Below are 18,983 nucleotides of genomic sequence, written 5' to 3' on the forward strand. Positions count from 1 at the left end.
GGATCGAACATCCGCGGGCCCGGACCGGGGGCTTGTCGCAGGCGCCCCCGGTCCCGCAGCCGGCCCGGCCGGCGCTCCACCGCCGCGGCCGAAAGATGTCACCATCGCACCGACGAGCCGCTGCCGCCGCTGTCGCGTGCGGCGGGCCGATGCCTCGATGCAGGACTCGCGCCACACCCGGCCCTCGTTCGCCACCGCCTCGCCATGCAACGAGAAACACCGATGCGAAACACCCGCCAACGCCGCGAACGCATCCTGCAGTTGTTGGTCGAACACGGCAGCGTCCACGTCGCGCATCTGGCCGAATCGATGGACGTGTCCACGGTGACGATCCGCACCGACCTGGCCCAGATCGAGTCGCAGGGTCTGGCCAGGCGCACCCACGGCGGCGCCACCCTGGTGCGCACGCCGGCGCCGGAGCAGGACATCCATCAGAAGGACAGTCTCAACAGCAGCCTCAAGGAACCGATAGGCGCCCGCGCCGCGCAGCTGGTCCAGGCCGGCGACAACATCATCATCGATTCGGGCACCACCACCATGACCCTGGCGCGCCACCTGCGCGACGCGCAAGGCGTCACGGTGATGACCAACGGCCTCAATATCGCCTGGGAACTGGCCAACGCGCCGGGGGTCGAGGTGATGCTGACCGGCGGCCTGCTGCGCAAGCAGTCGCTGTCGTTCCAGGGCGCGCAAGCCGAGGCCAGCCTCAACAGCTACAGCTTCGATGCGCTGTTCCTCGGCGTCGATGGCCTCGACCTGCAATTCGGCCTGACCACCCACCACGAAGGCGAGGCCAGCCTCAACCATCGCATGGTCGAGCGCGCACGCAAGGTGATCGTGCTGACCGACGCGTCCAAGTTCGGTCGCGTCGGCCTGCACCGCATCGCCCAGCTGCAATGCGTGCACACCATCATCACCGACCCCGGCATCAGCACCGAATACCGCGAGGGGCTGCTGCGCCTGGGCATCGAGTTGATCGTCGCCGGCTGATGCCGGCGGCGACGGGCTTCAAAGCCCCAGTTCGCTCAGGCCCGGGTGGTCGTCGGGACGCCGGCCCTGCGGCCAATGGAACTTGCGTTCGCTCGCCGCGATCGGCCGGTCGTTGATGCTGGCCAGGCGCACCGCCATCAGGCCGTCGTCGCCGAACTCCCAGTTTTCGTTGCCGTAGCTGCGGAACCATTGCCCGGAGTCGTCGCGCCATTCGTAGGCGAAGCGCACGGCGATGCGGCGGCCGTCGAAGGCCCACAGCTCCTTGATCAGGCGATAGTCCAGTTCGCGGGTCCACTTGCGTTCGAGCAAGGCCACCGCGGCGTCGCGGCCGTCGACGAATTCGGCGCGATTGCGCCAACGTGTATCGACCGAATAGGCCAGGCCGATGCGGGCGGGGTCGCGCGAGTTCCAGGCGTCTTCGGCCAGGCGGATCTTTTCGATGGCGCTGTCGCGGGTGAACGGCGGCAAGGGCGGACGGGTGTGCATGCGGGCGGCTCCTGAGCAGATGTAGACAGATCGTTCTACACCGCGAATTTATCTTATGTAGACAGGGTTGTCTACGTCGGTGGCGGCGGTAGACGAATCGGTCTACCATCGCGCCATGAACCGCAAAGCCGTCGCGTCCGCCCCGCCCCTGCCTGCCCGCGAGCGGATCCTGCACACCGCCCACGATCTGTTTTATCTCGAAGGCATCCGCGCCACCGGGATCGACCGGGTGATCGCCGACTCGGGCGTCACCAAGGTCACCCTGTACCGGCATTTCCCGAGCAAGAACGCCTTGATCCTGGCGTTCCTGCAGTACCGTCACGAACGCTGGATGACCTGGTTCGACGCGGCCCTGCGGCGCCACGGCGGCGCGCCCGGGCACGGCGCCGCCGCGCTGGTGCCGGCCCTGGCGGAATGGTTCGCCCACCCGCACTTCCGCGGCTGCGCCTTCATCAATGCGGTGGCCGAGATCGGCCCGGCCCTGCCCGAAGCGAACGAATGCGCGCGCCGGCACAAGCGCGAACTCGCCGAACGCATCGCCGCGCTGCTGCCTGAATCGGCCGGTCGCGACCTGCGCGCCGCCGCGATCGCCCAGGCCTTCGACGGCGCGATCGTGCGCGCGGCTGCCCGCTCCGCCGACGATTCCACTGCCGCATCGGACGCCTTGAAGGCTTTCGCATTGACTATCGCGGCCTTGTCGGCCGTTCATTACTGACCATCGCGGCCCTGTCGGCCGCGGATCGCCGAGCAAAACCGGGTTCGCGTCACGTCGCGCGCGTGAACGCCGTTGCAAGCCTGACTCACTTCACACAGGCCCCATACGGGCTTCGTCGAGCCTGTCCAGACTGCACCGGTCTCCCCCACGAGAAACCGGAATGAGCCTCGATCCCCAAGCGTACGACTGCGACCTCGTCGTCGTCGGCGCCAGCTTCGCCGGCGCCGCCTGCGCCCTGGCCGCCGCGCGTGCCGGCCTGCGCGTGGTGGTGCTCGAACGCAAGCGCGACCCCGGCGAGAAACTGCGCACCACCGGCATCGTGGTCAAGGAAGCCGCCGAACAGACCTGGCTGAGCCGCGCGCCGGCAGGCTGCCTGCACCGCGTCGAACGCGTGCGCCTGTATTCGCCGCGGCTGCGCAGCATGGCCTTGAGCGCGCCGGGCTATTACTTCCTGACCACCGACACGCCGCGGCTGATGCGCTGGCTGACCCAGGAACTGGTCCGCCACGGCGTCGAGTTGCGCCTCGGCACCTCGTTCACCCAGGCCGAGCGCGAGGACGACGGCTGGCGCATCGAAGGCGTGGGCCGCACCCGTTTCCTGGTCGGCGCCGACGGGGCCAAGTCGCGCGTCGCCGAGCGCACCGGCCTGGGCCAGACCCGCGAGTTCCTGTACGGCATCGAGTACGAGTTTCCCGGTGCCGCCCTGCCCGAGTCCGGCGCCCTGCACTGCTTCGTCAGCAAGCGCTACGCGCCGGGCTACATCGGCTGGGTGGCGCAGAACCCGACCGGGGTCCAGGCCGGCCTGGCGGTGCGCCACGACCCCGAGCGCGCGCGGGTGCCGGACATCGACGGCTTCCTGCAGCGGGTGCGCTCGGTGGTCGGCCTCGACGCCGCAGTGCAGCCGGCCGCGACGCGTGCCGGCCTGATCCCCTGCGGCGGTCCCGTATTCCCGCTCGCCCGCGACGGCGTGATGCTGACCGGCGACGCCGCCGGCATCGTTTCGCCGGTCACGGCCGGCGGCATCCACTCGGCCTGGGCGCACGGCGAGACCTTGGGCCAGGCCATCGCCCTGCACGCGCTCGGCCAAGGCCCGGCACCGGAATCGGTCGCCCGCGACAGTGCCCCGCGCTTCCGGCGCAAGCGCGCCCTGCGCTGGGCCTTCGATCACTTTCAGTTCGACTGGCCGTTCGATTTGCTGCTGCATTCGGCGCCGCTGCGCTGGGCCGCCGAACAGGTGTATTTCCACAAGCGCGGCAGCCGCGAGCCCGACGAGGCCGCCGCGTCGCGGCCGTCGGAAAGCCTGTGAGCGAGGCCGACAGCGGGCCGGACGGCGCGCCCGGCGCAGGCGCAGCGGCGTACAGTGGCGGCATGAACCCCGCCGCCCTGCCCGCCGCGCTCGCCTGTCTGCTGCTTGCCTGCCTGGCCTGCGCGGACGCGAGGGCGGCCGAAGCCGCCTTGCAGATCGAGATCGATTCGCGCCAGCGGGACTTGTGGCTGGTCGACGGCGCCAGGCGCAAACCGCTCAAGCTTTCGCGCATTACCGATGTCGACGGCGTGGTCGAGCGTCGCGCGCTGTTGGCCGACTCCGGCCCCGGCGAGCCGCGTTATCTGTTGATCGAAGTCGACATCGCCAGCCGCGCCGACCGCACGCAGGGGCACTGCGGCGCCGGCATCGAGACCGACCTGGTCTGGCTGGCGCTCGATGCGGCGCTGCAGGTGCGCAAGCACGACGCCTACCGGATCGCCTCCTGCCTGCAATCGATCGAACCCGGCGAACGCGTGGCCGCCGCCGACGGTTCGTTGCGCGTGTCCTTGCTGCGCCCGGGCCGCGACGGCGAACCCGACCGCGAGGTCACCGTGCGTTACGACGCGGCCGACCCGGGCCAGGGCCTGCAGGTTCACGACCGCCTGCGCTGACGCCGCCATCCGCGATCCATCGAAGCGTCGTGCTCGCGCTGCTCCTACTGCTGCTGTTGCTTTTGCTGTTGCTTTTGCTTTTGCTGTTGCCATTAGCCTGGCGCAGCATCGAACTCGCGAGCGTCGCGACCGGAAACAGCCCCGTCGCGGCTTGCGCCGCTCCTAACGAGGAGTCACAAGGGCGGCGCCCGCCAATACGAGAGTATTCAGCGCAGCTCGAAGCGGTCGCCGTCGAGCATGGCCGGGAAACGCTCGCGGTGGGCCGCCAGTTCCGCCGCCTGCAGGGTCGTGGTCACCACCACCTCCTCGTCGGTGCACTCGCTGATCGGGTGGCCGAGGAAATCGATCACCGCGCTGTCGCCGGCATAGTTCAGGCCGTTACCGTCGCTGCCGACGCGGTTGAGCCCGGCGACGTAGCACAGGTTCTCGATCGCCCGCGCGCGCAGCAGGGTCTTCCACGGATAAGCGCGCGCCGCCGGCCAGTTGGCGACGTACAGCAGCAGATCGAAGTCCAGCGCGCCGGGGCGCTCGACATCGAAACGATTGCGCGAGAACACCGGGAAACGCAGGTCGTAGCAGACCATCGGACAGATCCGCCAGCCCTTCCATTCGACGGTCAGGCGCTCGCGGCCGGCGGCATAGCGCTCGTGCTCCTTGGCGTATCGGAACAGGTGCCGCTTGTCGTAGGTCTGCAGGCCGCCGTCGGGCGTGGCGAACAGCAGGCGGTTGAACACGCCCTCGTCGGTGCGCAGTTGCACGCTGCCCGCGACCGCGGCATTGAGCTTGGCCGCCTGCTCGCGGATCCAGCTAACGGTCGGCCCGTCCATGGTTTCGGCGCTGCCGATCGCTTCGTTGCTGAAGCCGCTGGTGAAGGTTTCCGGCAGCAGCACCAGATCGGTGATGCCGCGCAGCGAGGCGATCAGATGGCCGTAGTAATCGCGGTTGCCGGCCGGGTCGTGCCACAGCGTGGCGCCTTGGACGAGCGAGATGCGAAGGTCGCGCATACGAGCTACCGAACAGGGGGACTGAGGGCATTATGCCCGCGAAGCCGCGCCGCTTGCCGGGCCGCAGCCCGGCAACGCGACGCACGACTCATCCGGCTCAGCCGGCGGCGATGTCCAGCACCGGCACCGAGACTTTCGGCAGCAGGCGCTGGGTGAACAGCTTGTCCTGGTAATACTTGATCTTGTCGCACTTCACCGGGTGCGGGATGCCTTCGTACAGGAACACCTCGCTGTCGAAGCCCATCGCCTTGAGCTCCTGCGGCAGCATCAGCGCGCGTCGCTCTTCCGACTCGCTGCGCGAGACTTCGCGGCCGCGGGTGATGTTCTCCTTGCGCACGGTGGTGTAGCCGAGCATGTCGGAGTAATCGTTCGCGTCCTGCTGCTCGCGCGGCGCGTAGATGATCTGCAGCGCGTGGTTGGTGATGATGGTGCGCGAGATGTCCTTGCCGTAGGTCGCGTCGAGCTGCGACATGCTCTGGATGATCGGCAGCAGGCGAAGGTTGTAGCCGGCCATGTAGGACACCGCCGAGGCGATGATGTCGACCTTGCCGATCGAGGTGAACTCGTCCATCAGCAACAGGCACTGGTGCTTGAGCTCGGGGTTGTTCTGCGGCAGTTCGCGGGTGTTGAGGTTGATGATCTGGCTGAAGAACAGGTTCACGATCAGGCGGCTTTCGGCCAGCTTGTTGGGCTGGATGCCGACGTAGATCGTCATCTTCTTCTTGCGCAGGTCGGTCAGCAGGAAATCGTCGGTGTTGGTCGCCGCGTCCAGGACCGGGTTGATCCAGGGGTTGAGCGGCTCCTTGAAGGTGCCGAGGATCGAGGCGAAGGTCTCGTCGGCCTGCGACAGCATGTTGGCGAACGCCGACTTGGCGTTGCTGCTGAGGAACGGCCGCTGCGCCAGGCCCTGCAGGAACGGCTTGAGTTCGGTCTTGCCGTCGCCCGAGGACAGGCGGTAGACCGCGCCCAGGGTCGGCACGGTGCCGAACGGGAAGCCGACCTTCTTGGCGTCCTCCCAGGCCTCGAACAGGTAAAGGGTGAAGGCCATGAAGGCGTTGCGGGCTTGGCTGACCCAGAACTTCTGGTCGTCCGAGCCGTCCGGATACAGCATCGCGGCGATGCTCATCAGGTCGGACACGCGGAAGGCCGGATCGCTGGACACGTAGGTCAGCGGGTTCCAGCGGTGGGTGCGGCGGTCTTCGGCGAAGGGATTGAACAGGAAGATCTCCTGGCCCTGCTGGGCGCGCCAGCCGCTGGTCAGGTCGAAGTTTTCCTGCTTGATGTCGAGCACGACCATCGAGCCCTGGTAGTTCAGCAGGTTCGGAATGACGATGCCGACGCCCTTGCCCGAACGGGTCGGCGCGGCGAGGATCACGAACTGCTGGCCGCTTAGCTGCACCAACTGGCCGTTGAACTTGCCGACCACGATGCTGGTCGGGGTCGACTTGAACATGCCTTTGGCCGACAGATCGCCGGCGCGCGCGAAACGCGCGTCGCCGTGCATCGACTTCTTCTTCGGCTTCAGCATCAGCACGGTCAGGATCAGGTAGCCGACCATCGGCAGGCCATAGCCGATGAAGCCGCCGGCCTTGATCTTGCCCGCATAGGGTTTGTACTGAGGGACGTCCAGCACCTTGAGGTAATCGAGGTAGGTGGTCCACTTCAGCGCGCGGCTGTCGATATCCAACAACATCAACGTCACGTATCCCGACAGATACGTCCCCGCGGCCAGTACGAGTACCAGTACCACCAGGGCAAAAATCAGCTTCCCTTTCACGTAATGTTTCCTGCTTGGTTTCCCCGAACCCGCTGTCGGTCAGCGTCGCTTCCGTGCGGCCTGCAGTTTCGAAGGCTCCCCCGGAGGCGATGGCTCCATCATATCCGGCGACGAGCCTCCGCTGGAGGCCCTTTCCTGCTCGATCCAGAATTCCAGCCAGTTGCGGGCGTCGGTCAGGGTCAGTTCCTGACGCATTTTGAGCCCGGAAGAGGACATCACCGCATAGGCGTAGATGTCGTCGCTCTCGAACTGCTGGTCCGGGGTCAGGGCTACGATCTGGTAGCGGCCGCGGGTCAGGATGTGATGGCGGTATTCGTTCATTGCAGGCCTCCGATGCCTTCGCGCGCCCGATGGCGGCGCGGGCGTTTTAGTCTTTGAACAGGGCCCGGGCCAGCGAGGGCTCGCGCTCGTTGCGCCGGTCTTCCTGGCGGTCTTCCTGGCGGTCTTCCTGGCGGTCTTCCCGGCGTTCGGCCTGGCGCTCGTCCTGGCGTTGCCGTTCCTGCAGGTCCTGTTCGCGAGCGAGCTGGGCCAGCTGCTGGCTGCTGCGTTCCATCGATTGCGCCGCGCCCTGGGCGGTGTCGACATAACTCATGCGCCGGCTCGGCGAGTCCGGCTCGCCCTCGATCACGAAGGCGCGCGAGCCGTCCTTGCTCAGCACCACGTGGTCGGCGCTGCGCAGGCCGCCGGTGCGCGCCTCCAGGGCCAGCGCCGCGGCCAGGTTGTCGCGCTGGTCGCCGGAATAGTCCTTGAGCCCCATGTCCTGCTTGTCGAGGCAGATGCGCACCTGCGAGTACAGGTCGTGATGCGGATGGCTGGGGCTGCTCAGCAGCGAGCGCTGCTCGGCGCGGCGCATGTCGTCCAGCGTCTGGGTCGTGGCCTGGCCGCCGACCTGCAATTGCTGTTCCTGCGTGCTTGCGTTCATCGTGCACCTCCGGCCGCAACCGAATCCTCATGCTCGCGCAATAGCGGCAGCCCCACAAGGGCGAGACGCCGGGCCGGCGCGCGCCGCCCGGCCCTGGAAAAACCGCTGAAATCCCGGCCCGCCGTCGCCGGCCGGCCGTGTCCGGCCGCCCGATCATGGGCGGCCGGCAAAGCGGCAGCGACAGGCTCGATCTCCCTAGCGATCGAGCCTGCCCTGCCCGCCCCGCCCCTGCGGGCGAAGCGCCGACGTCCCTGTCCGGACATCGCAGTGGTTGCAACGCAATCCCTTGCCTGCGATGTCCCCGATCCGGATCGGCGCTCTCCTCCACCAGAGTTGTGCGCCGGCCCGGTCAAGCCATCTGCATCCTCGGCGCTTCCTTGTGCGGCGCCTGCGCCGGCTCGCGCGTCGGTGCGTCCTGTTGCACCTGGAAGGTCGAACGTTCGATCGGCTGCTCGGCGGCATGCCGCTTTTCCACGTGCACGCGATGCTGCGCCGGGTCGTTGAGCTCGCCCTGCACCGCGAACAGGCCGTTGCCGTTGGCGCTGCGGGCGACGTGGTCGATCGAGCTCAGGCCGCTGACCTTGGCTTCATAGGTCAGCGAAGCCGCGGCGCGTTCCATCTGCTCGCGATTGTTGAAGCCGCCGTTCGGCCCGAGCTTCTCCAGCCCGGCCACGGCCTGGCGGTAGATGCCGTTGTCGGGGTGAGCCGGATTGGACAGCAGCGGCGCCTCGCCGGCCTTCTTCAGCGCCTCCAGCGTCTTCGGGCCGGCGATGCCGTCGTCCTTGAGGCCGTGCGCATGCTGGAAGGCCTTGACCGCCTCGCGGGTGCGATCGCCGAAGTCGCCGTCGGACTTCAACGCATGGCCGTTGCCGTCGCGGTAACCGAGCTTGTTCAACTGCTCCTGCAGCAGGCGCACGTCGCGGCCGTGCTCGCCTTCGCGGATCACCCCGTCGGCGGCGGCGCCTCGGCTGGCCGGGCGCGGCGCCGCTTCGCGGTGCGCGTCCTCGCGCGCCGGCGCCTCGGCGGTCTGGCCGTTCTTGGCCGGGTAACGGTCCGGGGTGATCGCACCGCGGTCGATGTCGTGGATGTAGCGCTTGAACTGCTCGGCCTCGACCTCGACGTGCGCATGCACCGAACCCGGCGTCCCGGTGTCGGACATCGCGCCGAGCGGCTGTCCGTACTGTACGTGCGCGCCTTCCTTGAGCTTGAACGAGTGGCGGTCCATGTGCAGCACCTGGCCCAACAGCTTGGCGCCGGGCTGATCGTGCGGACGGTCGTAGATGCGCAGCGCCGCGGACGGGTCGTTCGGCAGGTAATGCACATAGCCTTCGACCGGCGCGGGAATCTGCACCCGGCCCGGGCTGTCCTGGCTCAGGATGAAATCCTTCTTGACCAGGGTGCGGCCGTCGTTGGTGCGGCGGATTTCCTCGAACTCGCCGTCGACCCGCGCATGGTCGCGGCCGCGCTCGAAGTCGGCGTCGCGGCCGGTCCGCAGACCGCGCGCGTTGCGGCTGGGGTGATGGATGTCGAGGTCGTCGTAGCTGTGCACGTGCTCGACGCGGCTGCCCACGCTTTCCGTGATGCGATAGCGGCTCATGAGAGTCCTTCCATTGAGTGATTGAAGATCGTGGCTGGGTGCGATCGGGGGCGATCAGGGCGCGGACGGTTCCGGGTCCTCGGCGAGGAACCAGCAGCCGTCGCGCTTCACGAAACGATAGGAATTGCCTTCCGACATGCCGTACCGGTAGCGGACGAAATAGGCCTCGGCCGCCTCGGCCTTGACCTCGACCGCGACCGGCTTGGGATCGACCGCGCCGGCGCTGTCGACGACATGGAAACCGTCGTCGCGATACGCGAGGTTGAAACCGGTGTAGTCCTTGGCCGGCACTTGCTCGGTGCGCTGTTGGGTGTCCTCGCCGACGTCGACCAGATCGACGACCTTGACCGTCGGCAAGGTGTAGCGGTTCCTGGTCTGCGCATCGCCTGCATAGGCCTTGAGGAAATCGTCGAAGCCCTGCGCCGGGCACGCCGCCGCGGCCGCAGCCGGTGCGGGCGCCGGTGCGGTCACGGTCGCGCCGACCGCCGGAGCGGCGGCCACCGCATTTGGGCTGGCGCCTTCGAGTTCCTTGAACGGCGAGTCCGACTGCGCGGCGTCCTGACCGTTCGCGCCGCAGGCGCCGAGCGCCAGGGCCAGAGGGACTACCAGAAACCGGGGGAAATTCATGCCTGTCTTCCTTGTGCGTGGCGTTCGTTGCGGGGCAGTGTTTGCGTGCGGATGACCATGAAACGAGAGGCGCGGCCGATGCGGGGCGCGGATCGGCCGCGCCCGCGTCAGATCGTGTGCATCCGTGGCGGCTGTTGCTGTTGACGCGGTTCCTGGCCCTGCTGCTGCGCGGTCTGCGCCTGCTGCGGCAGGTCCTGCTGCAGCCGCTGGCTCGACTGCTCGATCGGCTGGTTCATCGCGATGTCCTTGTTGGCGAACACGCGGTGATGAGCCGGGTCGTTGAGCCCCCCCTGGACCGCGAACAGGCCGTTGCCGTTGGTGCTCATGACGACGTGGTCGATCCTGTTCAGGCCGCTGACCTTGGCCTCGTAGGTCAGGGTCGCCGCGGCGCGTTCGAGATCCTCGCGACCGCGGAAGCCGGCCTGCGGGCCAAGCTTTTCCAGCCCGCCGAGCGCCTGCTGGTACATCGCGTGATGCGGGCTGTTCGGGTTCGACAGCAGGTTCGACGGCTCGCCTTTCTTGAGCGACTCGAGGGTGCGCTTGCCGGCGATGCCGTCGTCCTTCAGGCCCTGGTCGCGCTGGAACGCCAGCAAGGCCTCGCGGGTGCGGTCGCCGAAATCGCCATCGGCGTTCAACGGCCGTCCCTGCGCGTCGCGATAACCGAGCTTGTTGAGCTGGTCCTGCATCGCGCGGATGTCGGCGCCCCGTTCGCCCTGGCGCAGCACGCCGTCGTCGGCGGCGGGACGCTCGGCCGCGGCCTGGCCGCCGCGCGCGCCGACCGTCTGGCGCTGGTTCCAGAAGGTCTCCGGGTTAAGGGTGCGGCCCTCGCTGTCCTTCATCTGGTAGTGCACGTGCTGGGCGTACTGCTCGGCGCCGCGCGGGCCGCGGCCGCCCATCGTGCCGATCTCGGTGCCCGGTTCGACGCGCTGCCCGACCACCACCGACTGGCTTTGCGTGTGCAGCAACTGGTGACTGTTGCCTTCGGCGTCGCGGATGCTGATGGTGCCGTAGCGGCCGCCGACGAATTCGACGGTGCCGGCCACCGGCGAATGAATCGTCGGATGGGTCAGGTTGACGCCGGCCTGGCCGCCGACATAGTTGAAATCGGAGCCGCCGTGGGCGCCGTTGTCGCGGTGTTCGCCGTAATGGCCGGTGATATGCGCCGAGCGTCCGTGTTGCGGCGGCAGGATCACGTTCATGGTGTCCTGGTACGACATGTCAGCGTCTCCTCAAGGGCTTGGCTTGCATCGCGCGGCTCACAGGGAGTCGTCGCGCATGCGGTACAAGGTCCAGCATTCGCCCTTTCTGAAGAAGAACGACATCTGGTAGTCGGTGTCCGGCTTGGCCAGCATCACTTCCTTGTCGCCGTTCAATTCGGTCTGGCTGAGCACGAGTCCGTCGCGCTGTTGTTGCTGCGCGCCCGGCATCACCGGGAAGCGCAAGGCGGTGCCGTCGAGCATCGTCGTGACCGGTCTGGGTTCCGGATCGGCGTTGGCATCGACCGTTTCGCTTCGCAGCGGGCTGGCGGTGAACGCCCTCTGGACTGCGACGTCGTCCATGAACGCCGCCAGGAAGGCGTCGAATTGCTGCGACGGACAGGCCACGCCGGCCTTGCCGGCGGCCGCCGCCGCGGTCCTGGCCGGCGCCCCGGCTTTGTCCGCCGGTGCGCTCGCGCCCGGGCTTCTGGACGCGACCTCGCATCCGCCCAGCCACACCAGCATCGTCAATATCGCTAATTTCTTGCAGTTCATCTTGCTTCCCCAAACGCTACGGACTGTCGCAGCGGGCCGACCATCGGCCCCCGTCGAGCGGCGCCTGCGCCGCTGCCACCCTCCGTGGCCCTGCTGATGCTCCTGACCCATGCCGGTGCCTTGCGGCCGCTTCCGTGCGGACCGAAAGCAAGACGCCGAACCTGCCGCCTACGATTTCAGATCGGGTTTCAGCCCCACCTGGAAAGTGCTGCGCCGATCGCTGTCGTCGAGACGGTAGTACTGGCCGGAAACGATCAGGCCGCCATTGCTCCAGCGCAATCCCTGCGCCCCCTCTTCGACCCAGGCCGAGACGGGATCCTTGACGCCGGGCACAGGCACGTCGGCATGGCCCTGCACCGTACCGTCGCCGAGCGCGAGCCTGACCACCCGCAACAACGTCTGCGACGAACGTTGTTGCGGCTGGGTGTCGGACTGCAGCAACACGTACACCGAGTCGGCTTCGCGCACGCAATGGGTCGCGCGGCTCTGGTAGGTCTGCGCGGGCAGCTCCAGGGTGCGCGTCCACAAGGCCCTGCCGGAGGTCTCGGCGACGTAGGCCACGGGACGCTGGTTCATGCCGTCGTCGTCGACCGCCGCGCCGACCACGCATTGCTTGTTGTCGCCGATCGACTCCGACGCGTACGAGGAAAACCCCGGTGGAATATCGGTGCTCTTCGCCTGCGCGTCGTTGGGAACGCCGTCGTTCGCCGCCGAGGCCAGCGGCTGCGGCGTCGACACCGACGCGTTCGCGGCCGGATCGGCATTGCACGCGGCCAGCGCGAGAGTCAGGGCGGATACGGCGAGCGCTGCGGTGTACGGGTTCGTGGTCATGAGCGGTCCAACCAGTCCAGTGATTCGAAGCCGCGGGCGACGAACGCCGCCCGGGGCGCACTACACGAGCCGGCCTGGCGCGCCCGCCGTATCGGCGGCGGACGCACCAGACCACACAACGCCCTTGGCTTCCACGTCCTGCGGGAACCGAGGGCCGCTCGGTCAAGCCATCATCGGCTTGGGTTGCTGCTGACGCGCTTCCTGCGTCTGCGGTGCCTGCTGCAGCACGTCCTGTTGCAGCTGCTGGCTCGACTGCTCGACCGTCTGCTGGCGCGCCTGGCGGCCGTCGACGTGCACGCGATGGTTGCCCGGGTCGTTGAGTTCGCCCTGCACCGCGAACAGGCCGGTGCCGTTCGCGCTCGGCACGACGTGGTCGATCTTGTTGAGGCCGCTGACCCGCGCTTCATAGGTCAGGCTGGCTGCGGCACGCTCCATGTCCTCGCGATTGCGGAAGCCGGCCTGCGGGCCCAGGCGTTCCACGCCTTCGAGGGCCTGGCGATACATCGCGTTGTCGCGGTTGGCCGGGTCCGACAGCAACGGCGCACGCGCCGGGTCGGCCTGCTGCGGGGTCGGCGGGGTAGCGTCGCGGCTGCCCTGCTGCTGGTTCGGCTGCGCGTTGCGCAGGGCTTCCAGGGTCTTGCTGCCGGCGATGCCGTCGTCCTTGAGGCCGTGCTCGCGCTGGAACGCCTGCACCGCTTCCTTGGTGTGGGCGCCGAAATGGCCGTCCGGATTGATCTCGTTGCCCTGGGCGTCGCGGATGCCGAGGCGCTTGAGCTGCTCCTGCATCTGCTGCACCGCCGGGCCGCGCTCGTTGAGCTTGAGCACCCCGTCGGACATCGCATCGCGCTGGCCTGGCGAGGCCGGCAGCGCCACTTCGCCGCGCGCCAGGCGCTCCATCACTTCCGGCGTCAGCGCACGCTCCCACTGGCCCACCGCTTCCCGACGTTCCTTGAGGTGGTTGTAGCCACCGTTGATGTCGCGGGTGGCCTCGCGAACATCGGTCTGGTGACCGTTCGGCACCACCCGGCCCTGCCAGTAATGCACGGCGATCTTGGCCGCGTTCTCGCGGTCGGCGGCCAAGTCGGGGTTGCCCACCACGTCGATGCCGATCTCGCGCGCGACGCGCTCGTAGTTGTCGCGGCCGGTCAGTTGGACGTAGCCGCGGCCGTGGAAGCGCGCGCCGTCGCCCGGCTCGGTGTTGCCGAGGTTCTCGCGGCCCCAGGCGCCGCCGTAGATCGCATTGGCGATCGCATCGCGGCCGCCGCGCACGATCGCGTCGGCCTCGGCCTTGGTGTCCATGCCGTTGCGGCCCGGGAACACTTCCAGCAGGCGCTCGCTGCTGTAGCCCAGCCCTTCGTGCATGCTCCTGAAGTTGCCGGACTCGACCTGCATCTGGCCCATGAACCCGGCCAGTTCCTTCGGATCGCGGATGCCTGCTTCATAGGCGCGGAGCAGCAGAAAATCACGATTGCTTGGGGTCGACATAATTCCTCCTTGATGGATCTTCGATAGCGGCCGGACTCGGTCCGGCCGATGAATTAATTCCTGGGCGGCAGGCCGCGCTTGTCGAGCTGCGCGTCGCGGTCCCAGCTACGGGTGAACTTGAACAGGACGTCGTCTTCGTTGCGGACCACGCTGTCCTTTTCGCAAGTCAGCGCGGTCTCGGGCTTCTCGGCGCCGTCGGCCACCACCATGACGCCCTGCTCTTCCAGGCCCAGTTCCCCGGACACCGAATAGAAGATGCGCTTGCGGCCGCCGTCCTCGAACGAATAGGCGTAACCGCCGGTGTTGCCGGCAAAACCGAGTTGCGTGCGCTTGAAGCGACCTGCCGGAGCGGACTTGTCCGCCGGGAACAGGTAATCGTTATGGCCTGCGGTCCCCTGGGCGAAATAGACGTAGCCCGACTGGTCGGTCACGCCCTTCGATGCGCACAGCGAGGCGAGCTTCTTCTCGGCGCCGGCGAGGGTGCACGAGATCACCACGTCCTCGTCGGCCGCGCACAGCGAACGGCCGTCGCCGGCGGGCGCTGGCGTCGCGGCCGGTGCAGGCGCCGCCGGGGCGGTCGCGGCCGGGGCCGACTCGGCCGAAGCCGGCGCTTGCGGCGCGGACTCGGTTGCGCCGGTGGTCGCAGCCGCCGGCGTCGCCGACGTGTCGCCGTTCGCCGTGCCGCCCTGGCAACCGCTCAACACGGTCAACAGCGCGATGCCCAAGAGATTCACAGATTTCATAGCAATTCCTTGACTGATCGAGGTAACGGGGTGTCGCGGGTGAAGTCGTATTCGTTCGCCGAACGCGGCGCCGCGGCAGACTGCATTCGCAGTGCTGGCCGGGCCCGGCTGGTTGAAGGAAAAGTCGCTGACACGGGCACGATCGGGACGGCCTGGCGGGACCGACGCACGCGCGACGACGAAAGAGCGGGGAGCCACCGAACGGCGCGACCACGCTGCGCCCCACGTACGCTTGCGAGTACGCGGCGACGGGCACGAGGCGACGCCGACCGAGCGGGCGGGACGGCGTTCCGGACGCGTACGCGAACGGAGCGCCGAGCGCTTACGCGGTCAGGACCTTCGGCTTGTGCTCTTGCGTCGGTGCGGCCTGCTGCGGCGCGTCCTGCTGGACCTGGAACGTCGACTGCTCGACCGGCTGGTTCGCCGCCTGAGCCTTGTTGACGTGGGCGCGTTGGCTGCCCGGGTCGGTCAAGCCGCCCTGGACCGCAAACAGCCCGCTTCCGTCCGCATTCGGCACCACGTGATCGATCCGGTTCAGACCGCTCACCTTGGCCTCGTACGTCAGCGTCGCCGCGGCGCGCTCCAGATCCTGGCGATTGTGGAACGCCTGCGGACCGAGCTTTTCCAGCCCGTCCACCGCGCTCTTGAACATCGCATGGTCCGGATGCGCCGCATTCGACAGCAAGGGCGCCTGCTCGGCCTTCTTCAACGCTTCCAGCGTCTTGGGGCCGGCAATGCCGTCGTCCTTCAGGCCGTGGGCCTGCTGGAACGCCTGCAGCGCCTGCTTGCTGCGATCGCCGAAGTCGCCGTCGGCCTTGAGCGGCTGCCCTTGCGCGTCGCGGTAGCCGAGCTTGTTGAGCGTTTCCTGCATGGCGCGCACTTCCGCGCCCTGCTCGCCGCGCTTCAACACGCCATCGGCCATCGCGTCGCGTTCGGGTGCGCGCGGCGTGGTCTGGGTCTGGGCCGGGGATGCGTCGTTGACGGCCCGCCAGGCGGCTTGCGGCGTAAGGCCCTGGTCGATCGCGGCCTTGTACTCGGCCCGCATCGCCTGCAGCGCTTCGCCGGCCCGCTCGGCCGAGATCGAGGCGCGATTGCCCCCCACTCCGCCGTAACGGCTGCGCCCGGTGTCGGGGTCGGCCACGCTCGCCCATTCGGCCGCCATCGCTTCCTGCGCATCGTGCAGCGTCACACCGGGCTTGCCGGTGATGTAGCCGTGGATGTCGGGGCGTTTCTGGACGATCAGGTAGTCGGAGAAGATCCGCTCCTGGAGCTCCGGCGTGAAGCGCTGGTCCGGGTCGAGCCGAAGCCCGCGGACTGCGCCGTCCATGGTGCCGGGGATGATCTGGTACTTGCCGACCGCGAACAGGCGGTCGGGATCGCGTCGCGGCAGGTGCTGCGCTTCTTGCAGCTCGCCGACGGTCATGCGCGAAAAATCAATCGTGGCGCCACGGGCGTCGCCCGCGCTTCCGCGATTGTATGAGTTGTATCCGCCCTCACCTTGCGCGATGAGGTCGCCTAGTCTGTTTCCCATTGTAGTGAGCCTCCAGCTCAAGCAAGTAAGTCGATGGTTACCTGGAAAACCGATTCATCCTGAATCTTTCCAGGCCATGCGAAACCGGCCGGAGCCGACTTCGACTTTACGGACCGGGCACTTGCAGACCCGGGACCGCAATGGCGCATCTGCGCCACGATTTCTTGCGAGCTGAAGCGGCCTCCTGGCCGGTCCTCAACCCTTAGAGGCTTTCGAGAAGCCCCACTCGGTAACGTTCAAGCGCGAATCCGCACCAGCGACGTTCCAGTCCTCGACCATTCCATAGGTCGTCACGTCCAACTTCTCGCCGCTGCTGACGCTTTCGAAGTGCATTATGCAGTAGCCATCGCCGCTGCAAGCATCCAATTCGGGAATTAGATCACAAATCTCGGCTTCGCCGCCCACATTTTTCTTGCAGGCCGGCTCCGCCACCGGGGTCCAGCCGCCGTCGAGCGCCAGCTTGCGAAGATCGGCGTAGGCCATGTCCTTCTTGAAGGCGGCCCCCAACTCGGTCGACGAGCGGGTCGGGCTCTTGGCGACGACCGCTTCGGCCGTGGCTTCGGAAGCGTTGCTATCCATCGCGTTCTCCATGGGCGCAGCGCGTTCGGTTTGCGCTTGAGCTTTGACGACTGGCGCCGCGTCCGCCTGTCCCCGGCCCGAGTCGGCGCTGCATGCGCAGAGCGAGGCGGCCAACAGCAACAGGATGATTCGATTCGGCTTCACTGCGACTCCTTTGCAGTCCAGGGCCGCAGGTTAGCACAGCCGCAAACGCACTCGAACCGCCCGCGGACACCGCCGGATCGCGCCGGGGTGAAGCCGATGAACGAGGCAAAGTCGGATGCTCGAGGCCTGCGGGTCAAGCGCATGGGCCCTTCCCTGTTCATCGATGAAGAGCATTCGCGGGCGGCCAAGACCCGTACCAGGCCAGCATCAATGCAGGCCTCGAAGCTTGTCGTCGAAGCCGCCTTCGCCTTCAAAGGACCGGCTTTCCGGGCCATGCCTGCCGGTCAGGGCGACACGAGCACGGGCTCTGTGCATTCCGAATAGACGATCCGGCATTTTCCGCTGTCGCCCATGCTGGTACCGGCGCAGCGCTTGAGCGCGATCTCGCTGGCCGCCTCGGCCGTGGCGCCGCTTTGCGCGATCGCCCCGGCGCCTACCCCGACCACCGACGGCCATGCGATCACCGCGCACTGGTTCTGTAAGCGAACAAGACCTGCCGGCACCCTTTCGCGCCGCTGGCCTCGCAACGGTCCAAGGCTTCGCGCTCGGCCTTTCGCTTGCTCGGCTTGCCGACGGTCGTGCCCACATCGCCGCTGTCGAGATCGACGGCGATCGCGCCCCAGGTCAGTTTCCAACTTGGGCCTGCTGGCGCAGTCGCCTGCTGCGCCGGCCTATTTTGCGGCCAAGCGCTCGGCGGGATGCATTGCGGATCGCCGGCCGAAGGCATGCCGGCTTGGCACTGCGCGGCGGCGACCGGGCTCCAAAGCGAACAAAGGGTGGCAAGCCCGGCCAGACACCTTGTCTTCATCTCAACATTCCCTGTTACCCCGGTGGTGCAAACGGTTCACGCCAGTACTTTACCCACCGAAACCGAAACAACCCGCGTTGAATGGGTGACCGCCGGGATGGAAATGGCGGCTCACTATGGGACGAGCTGCGGCACGCTGCAATTGCTGTAGTACACACGGCAATTGGTATCGTCATTACTGCATTGCCGCATACCTATTTCCGACGCCCTTTCAACCGATATGGCGGTATGAACACTATATTTCTTATCGCCTGTCACAAGAATCGCACACTGGTCGAAATACGAGACATCCAGAATGCATTTGCTTCCGCCCCTCTTCTTGCATTCCGACAGCGCCTGCCGTTCGGCTTGGCGCTTGGATTTCATTCCTGTCGAGGTGCCGAGTGCAGCATTAGGGGCATCCGTAGCGATAGCCCCCCAACGGCTTTCCCAGCGTTCCCGCGGGACGGCTTGCTGAGAGGGAGCATTCTGCGGCCAGGCGCCCGGCGGTATGCACGAAGGATTGCCACCAGACGGTATGCCTGCCGGGCATTGTGCCGTCGCGGATGCGGACCAAATGGCGCAAAGCAAGATCATTGATAAGCAAACCGTCTTCAACTCAACACTCCTTGTCCATATCGCCGCCAAGAATTGAAGCACTGCGATCTCAACTGCATCATTCTCGCAACACGAGTCGAGAACGCCAAGAAAGAACCGCTTACATCAATTTCCGCCCTGCTAATAAACGGCTCATGTCGCGAGACATGACTCGTTCCGTTCCAATATTTGTAATGCAAGCCACAGACTGAGCATTGTCGCATCAAACTTAAGAAACGAATCACCTAACGAGTATCGGCGGGATGCACTGTGGGTTGCCGGCCGAGGGCATGCCGGCTTCGCATCGCGCTAGAGAGCCCGGACTCCATAGCAATCCGACACCTAGAACGACCAACAGACGTAAGACCTTCATTTCAACACTTCCCGTCGATTCACCTACCGCGGGAATCAAGTATCTGTTTATCCATCCGCTCGATTAAATCGAATCGCCCGTGCAAGAGGCGGTAAATGCAGCGATTCCTAAAGGCCGCCGTTCGGGC

General features: G+C 67.1%; 22 protein-coding genes. 5 read left to right on the forward strand and 17 right to left on the reverse strand.

Translation table 11 applies throughout. The features are described from left to right. The first annotated feature begins 222 nt into the window (after positions 1 to 222). Entirely contained in the window at positions 223 to 990 is a 768-nt protein-coding gene (locus AC6CH2_RS03550) for a DeoR family transcriptional regulator (RefSeq protein WP_498267961.1), read from the forward strand. Between the two features lie 18 nt (positions 991 to 1,008). On the opposite strand, the gene AC6CH2_RS03555 is transcribed toward AC6CH2_RS03550, so the two are convergent. Continuing rightward, on the reverse strand, positions 1,009 to 1,476 hold the full coding sequence (locus AC6CH2_RS03555; protein ID WP_435397002.1) for a nuclear transport factor 2 family protein: 468 nt from the start codon (positions 1,474 to 1,476) through the stop codon (positions 1,009 to 1,011). A 115-nt stretch (positions 1,477 to 1,591) separates the two neighbouring features. Between AC6CH2_RS03555 and AC6CH2_RS03560 the strand changes: the two genes are divergently transcribed. From AC6CH2_RS03560 to AC6CH2_RS03570, 3 genes are all read left to right on the forward strand, one after another. Continuing rightward, entirely contained in the window at positions 1,592 to 2,191 is a 600-nt protein-coding gene (locus tag AC6CH2_RS03560; RefSeq protein WP_498267962.1) for a TetR/AcrR family transcriptional regulator, read from the forward strand. A 160-nt stretch (positions 2,192 to 2,351) separates the two neighbouring features. Continuing rightward, positions 2,352 to 3,497 carry an NAD(P)/FAD-dependent oxidoreductase gene (locus AC6CH2_RS03565; protein ID WP_498267963.1) on the forward strand — a complete coding sequence of 382 codons (1,146 nt, stop codon included), beginning with the start codon at positions 2,352 to 2,354 and terminating at the stop codon, positions 3,495 to 3,497. A 62-nt stretch (positions 3,498 to 3,559) separates the two neighbouring features. Then, a complete protein-coding gene (locus AC6CH2_RS03570; RefSeq protein ID WP_498267964.1) occupies positions 3,560 to 4,108 on the forward strand; it encodes a hypothetical protein in 549 nt (182 codons plus the stop codon). A 206-nt stretch (positions 4,109 to 4,314) separates the two neighbouring features. On the opposite strand, the gene AC6CH2_RS03575 is transcribed toward AC6CH2_RS03570, so the two are convergent. The 16 genes from AC6CH2_RS03575 to AC6CH2_RS03650 all read right to left on the reverse strand — a co-directional run bounded on the left by AC6CH2_RS03575 (position 4,315) and on the right by AC6CH2_RS03650 (position 18,465). Next, positions 4,315 to 5,112 (reverse strand): amidohydrolase, encoded by a 798-nt coding sequence (locus AC6CH2_RS03575; protein ID WP_498267965.1) that lies wholly within the window; start codon positions 5,110 to 5,112, stop codon positions 4,315 to 4,317. 97 nt (positions 5,113 to 5,209) lie between these two features. Beyond that, positions 5,210 to 6,889 (reverse strand): type IV secretory system conjugative DNA transfer family protein, encoded by a 1,680-nt coding sequence (locus tag AC6CH2_RS03580; protein ID WP_498267966.1) that lies wholly within the window; start codon positions 6,887 to 6,889, stop codon positions 5,210 to 5,212. 39 nt (positions 6,890 to 6,928) lie between these two features. After that, entirely contained in the window at positions 6,929 to 7,210 is a 282-nt protein-coding gene (locus AC6CH2_RS03585; RefSeq protein WP_435396996.1) for a hypothetical protein, read from the reverse strand. A 46-nt stretch (positions 7,211 to 7,256) separates the two neighbouring features. Beyond that, positions 7,257 to 7,811: an XVIPCD domain-containing protein gene (locus AC6CH2_RS03590; protein ID WP_498267967.1), complete on the reverse strand. Its 555-nt coding sequence runs from the start codon at positions 7,809 to 7,811 to the stop codon at positions 7,257 to 7,259. A gap of 349 nt (positions 7,812 to 8,160) precedes the next feature. Further along, positions 8,161 to 9,408, reverse strand: coding sequence for an XVIPCD domain-containing protein (locus AC6CH2_RS03595; RefSeq protein ID WP_498267968.1), 1,248 nt, complete (start codon positions 9,406 to 9,408; stop codon positions 8,161 to 8,163). Positions 9,409 to 9,462: 54 nt separating this feature from the next. Beyond that, positions 9,463 to 10,035 (reverse strand): hypothetical protein, encoded by a 573-nt coding sequence (locus AC6CH2_RS03600; protein ID WP_498267969.1) that lies wholly within the window; start codon positions 10,033 to 10,035, stop codon positions 9,463 to 9,465. A 107-nt stretch (positions 10,036 to 10,142) separates the two neighbouring features. Continuing rightward, the gene (locus tag AC6CH2_RS03605; RefSeq protein ID WP_498267970.1) at positions 10,143 to 11,252 is read right to left on the reverse strand and encodes an XVIPCD domain-containing protein; all 1,110 of its coding nucleotides are present in this window, start codon (positions 11,250 to 11,252) and stop codon (positions 10,143 to 10,145) included. A 39-nt stretch (positions 11,253 to 11,291) separates the two neighbouring features. Further along, positions 11,292 to 11,897 carry a hypothetical protein gene (locus AC6CH2_RS03610; protein WP_498267971.1) on the reverse strand — a complete coding sequence of 202 codons (606 nt, stop codon included), beginning with the start codon at positions 11,895 to 11,897 and terminating at the stop codon, positions 11,292 to 11,294. 57 nt (positions 11,898 to 11,954) lie between these two features. Beyond that, positions 11,955 to 12,617: a hypothetical protein gene (locus AC6CH2_RS03615; protein ID WP_498267972.1), complete on the reverse strand. Its 663-nt coding sequence runs from the start codon at positions 12,615 to 12,617 to the stop codon at positions 11,955 to 11,957. Positions 12,618 to 12,779: 162 nt separating this feature from the next. After that, entirely contained in the window at positions 12,780 to 14,102 is a 1,323-nt protein-coding gene (locus AC6CH2_RS03620; protein ID WP_498267973.1) for an XVIPCD domain-containing protein, read from the reverse strand. 53 nt (positions 14,103 to 14,155) lie between these two features. Continuing rightward, on the reverse strand, positions 14,156 to 14,845 hold the full coding sequence (locus AC6CH2_RS03625; protein ID WP_498267974.1) for a hypothetical protein: 690 nt from the start codon (positions 14,843 to 14,845) through the stop codon (positions 14,156 to 14,158). Between the two features lie 322 nt (positions 14,846 to 15,167). Then, the gene (locus tag AC6CH2_RS03630) at positions 15,168 to 16,376 is read right to left on the reverse strand and encodes an XVIPCD domain-containing protein (RefSeq protein ID WP_498267975.1); all 1,209 of its coding nucleotides are present in this window, start codon (positions 16,374 to 16,376) and stop codon (positions 15,168 to 15,170) included. Between the two features lie 195 nt (positions 16,377 to 16,571). Next, on the reverse strand, positions 16,572 to 17,099 hold the full coding sequence (locus AC6CH2_RS03635) for a hypothetical protein (protein WP_498267976.1): 528 nt from the start codon (positions 17,097 to 17,099) through the stop codon (positions 16,572 to 16,574). Between the two features lie 284 nt (positions 17,100 to 17,383). Further along, positions 17,384 to 17,563 (reverse strand): hypothetical protein, encoded by a 180-nt coding sequence (locus tag AC6CH2_RS03640; protein ID WP_498267977.1) that lies wholly within the window; start codon positions 17,561 to 17,563, stop codon positions 17,384 to 17,386. Next, positions 17,560 to 17,907 carry a DUF4189 domain-containing protein gene (locus tag AC6CH2_RS03645; protein ID WP_498267978.1) on the reverse strand — a complete coding sequence of 116 codons (348 nt, stop codon included), beginning with the start codon at positions 17,905 to 17,907 and terminating at the stop codon, positions 17,560 to 17,562. The genes AC6CH2_RS03640 and AC6CH2_RS03645 overlap by 4 nt, the downstream gene beginning before the upstream one ends. 114 nt (positions 17,908 to 18,021) lie before the next feature. Beyond that, positions 18,022 to 18,465, reverse strand: a complete 444-nt coding sequence (locus AC6CH2_RS03650; RefSeq protein WP_498268204.1) for a DUF4189 domain-containing protein — start codon at positions 18,463 to 18,465, stop codon at positions 18,022 to 18,024. On the opposite strand from AC6CH2_RS03650, the gene AC6CH2_RS03655 reads away from it, so the two are divergent. Beyond that, the gene (locus AC6CH2_RS03655) at positions 18,398 to 18,541 is read left to right on the forward strand and encodes a hypothetical protein (protein ID WP_435396977.1); all 144 of its coding nucleotides are present in this window, start codon (positions 18,398 to 18,400) and stop codon (positions 18,539 to 18,541) included. The two genes, AC6CH2_RS03650 and AC6CH2_RS03655, sit on opposite strands and share 68 nt — an antisense overlap. The last annotated feature ends 442 nt before the right edge of the window (positions 18,542 to 18,983 follow it).

This window comes from Lysobacter sp. GQ73, from assembly GCF_059758755.1.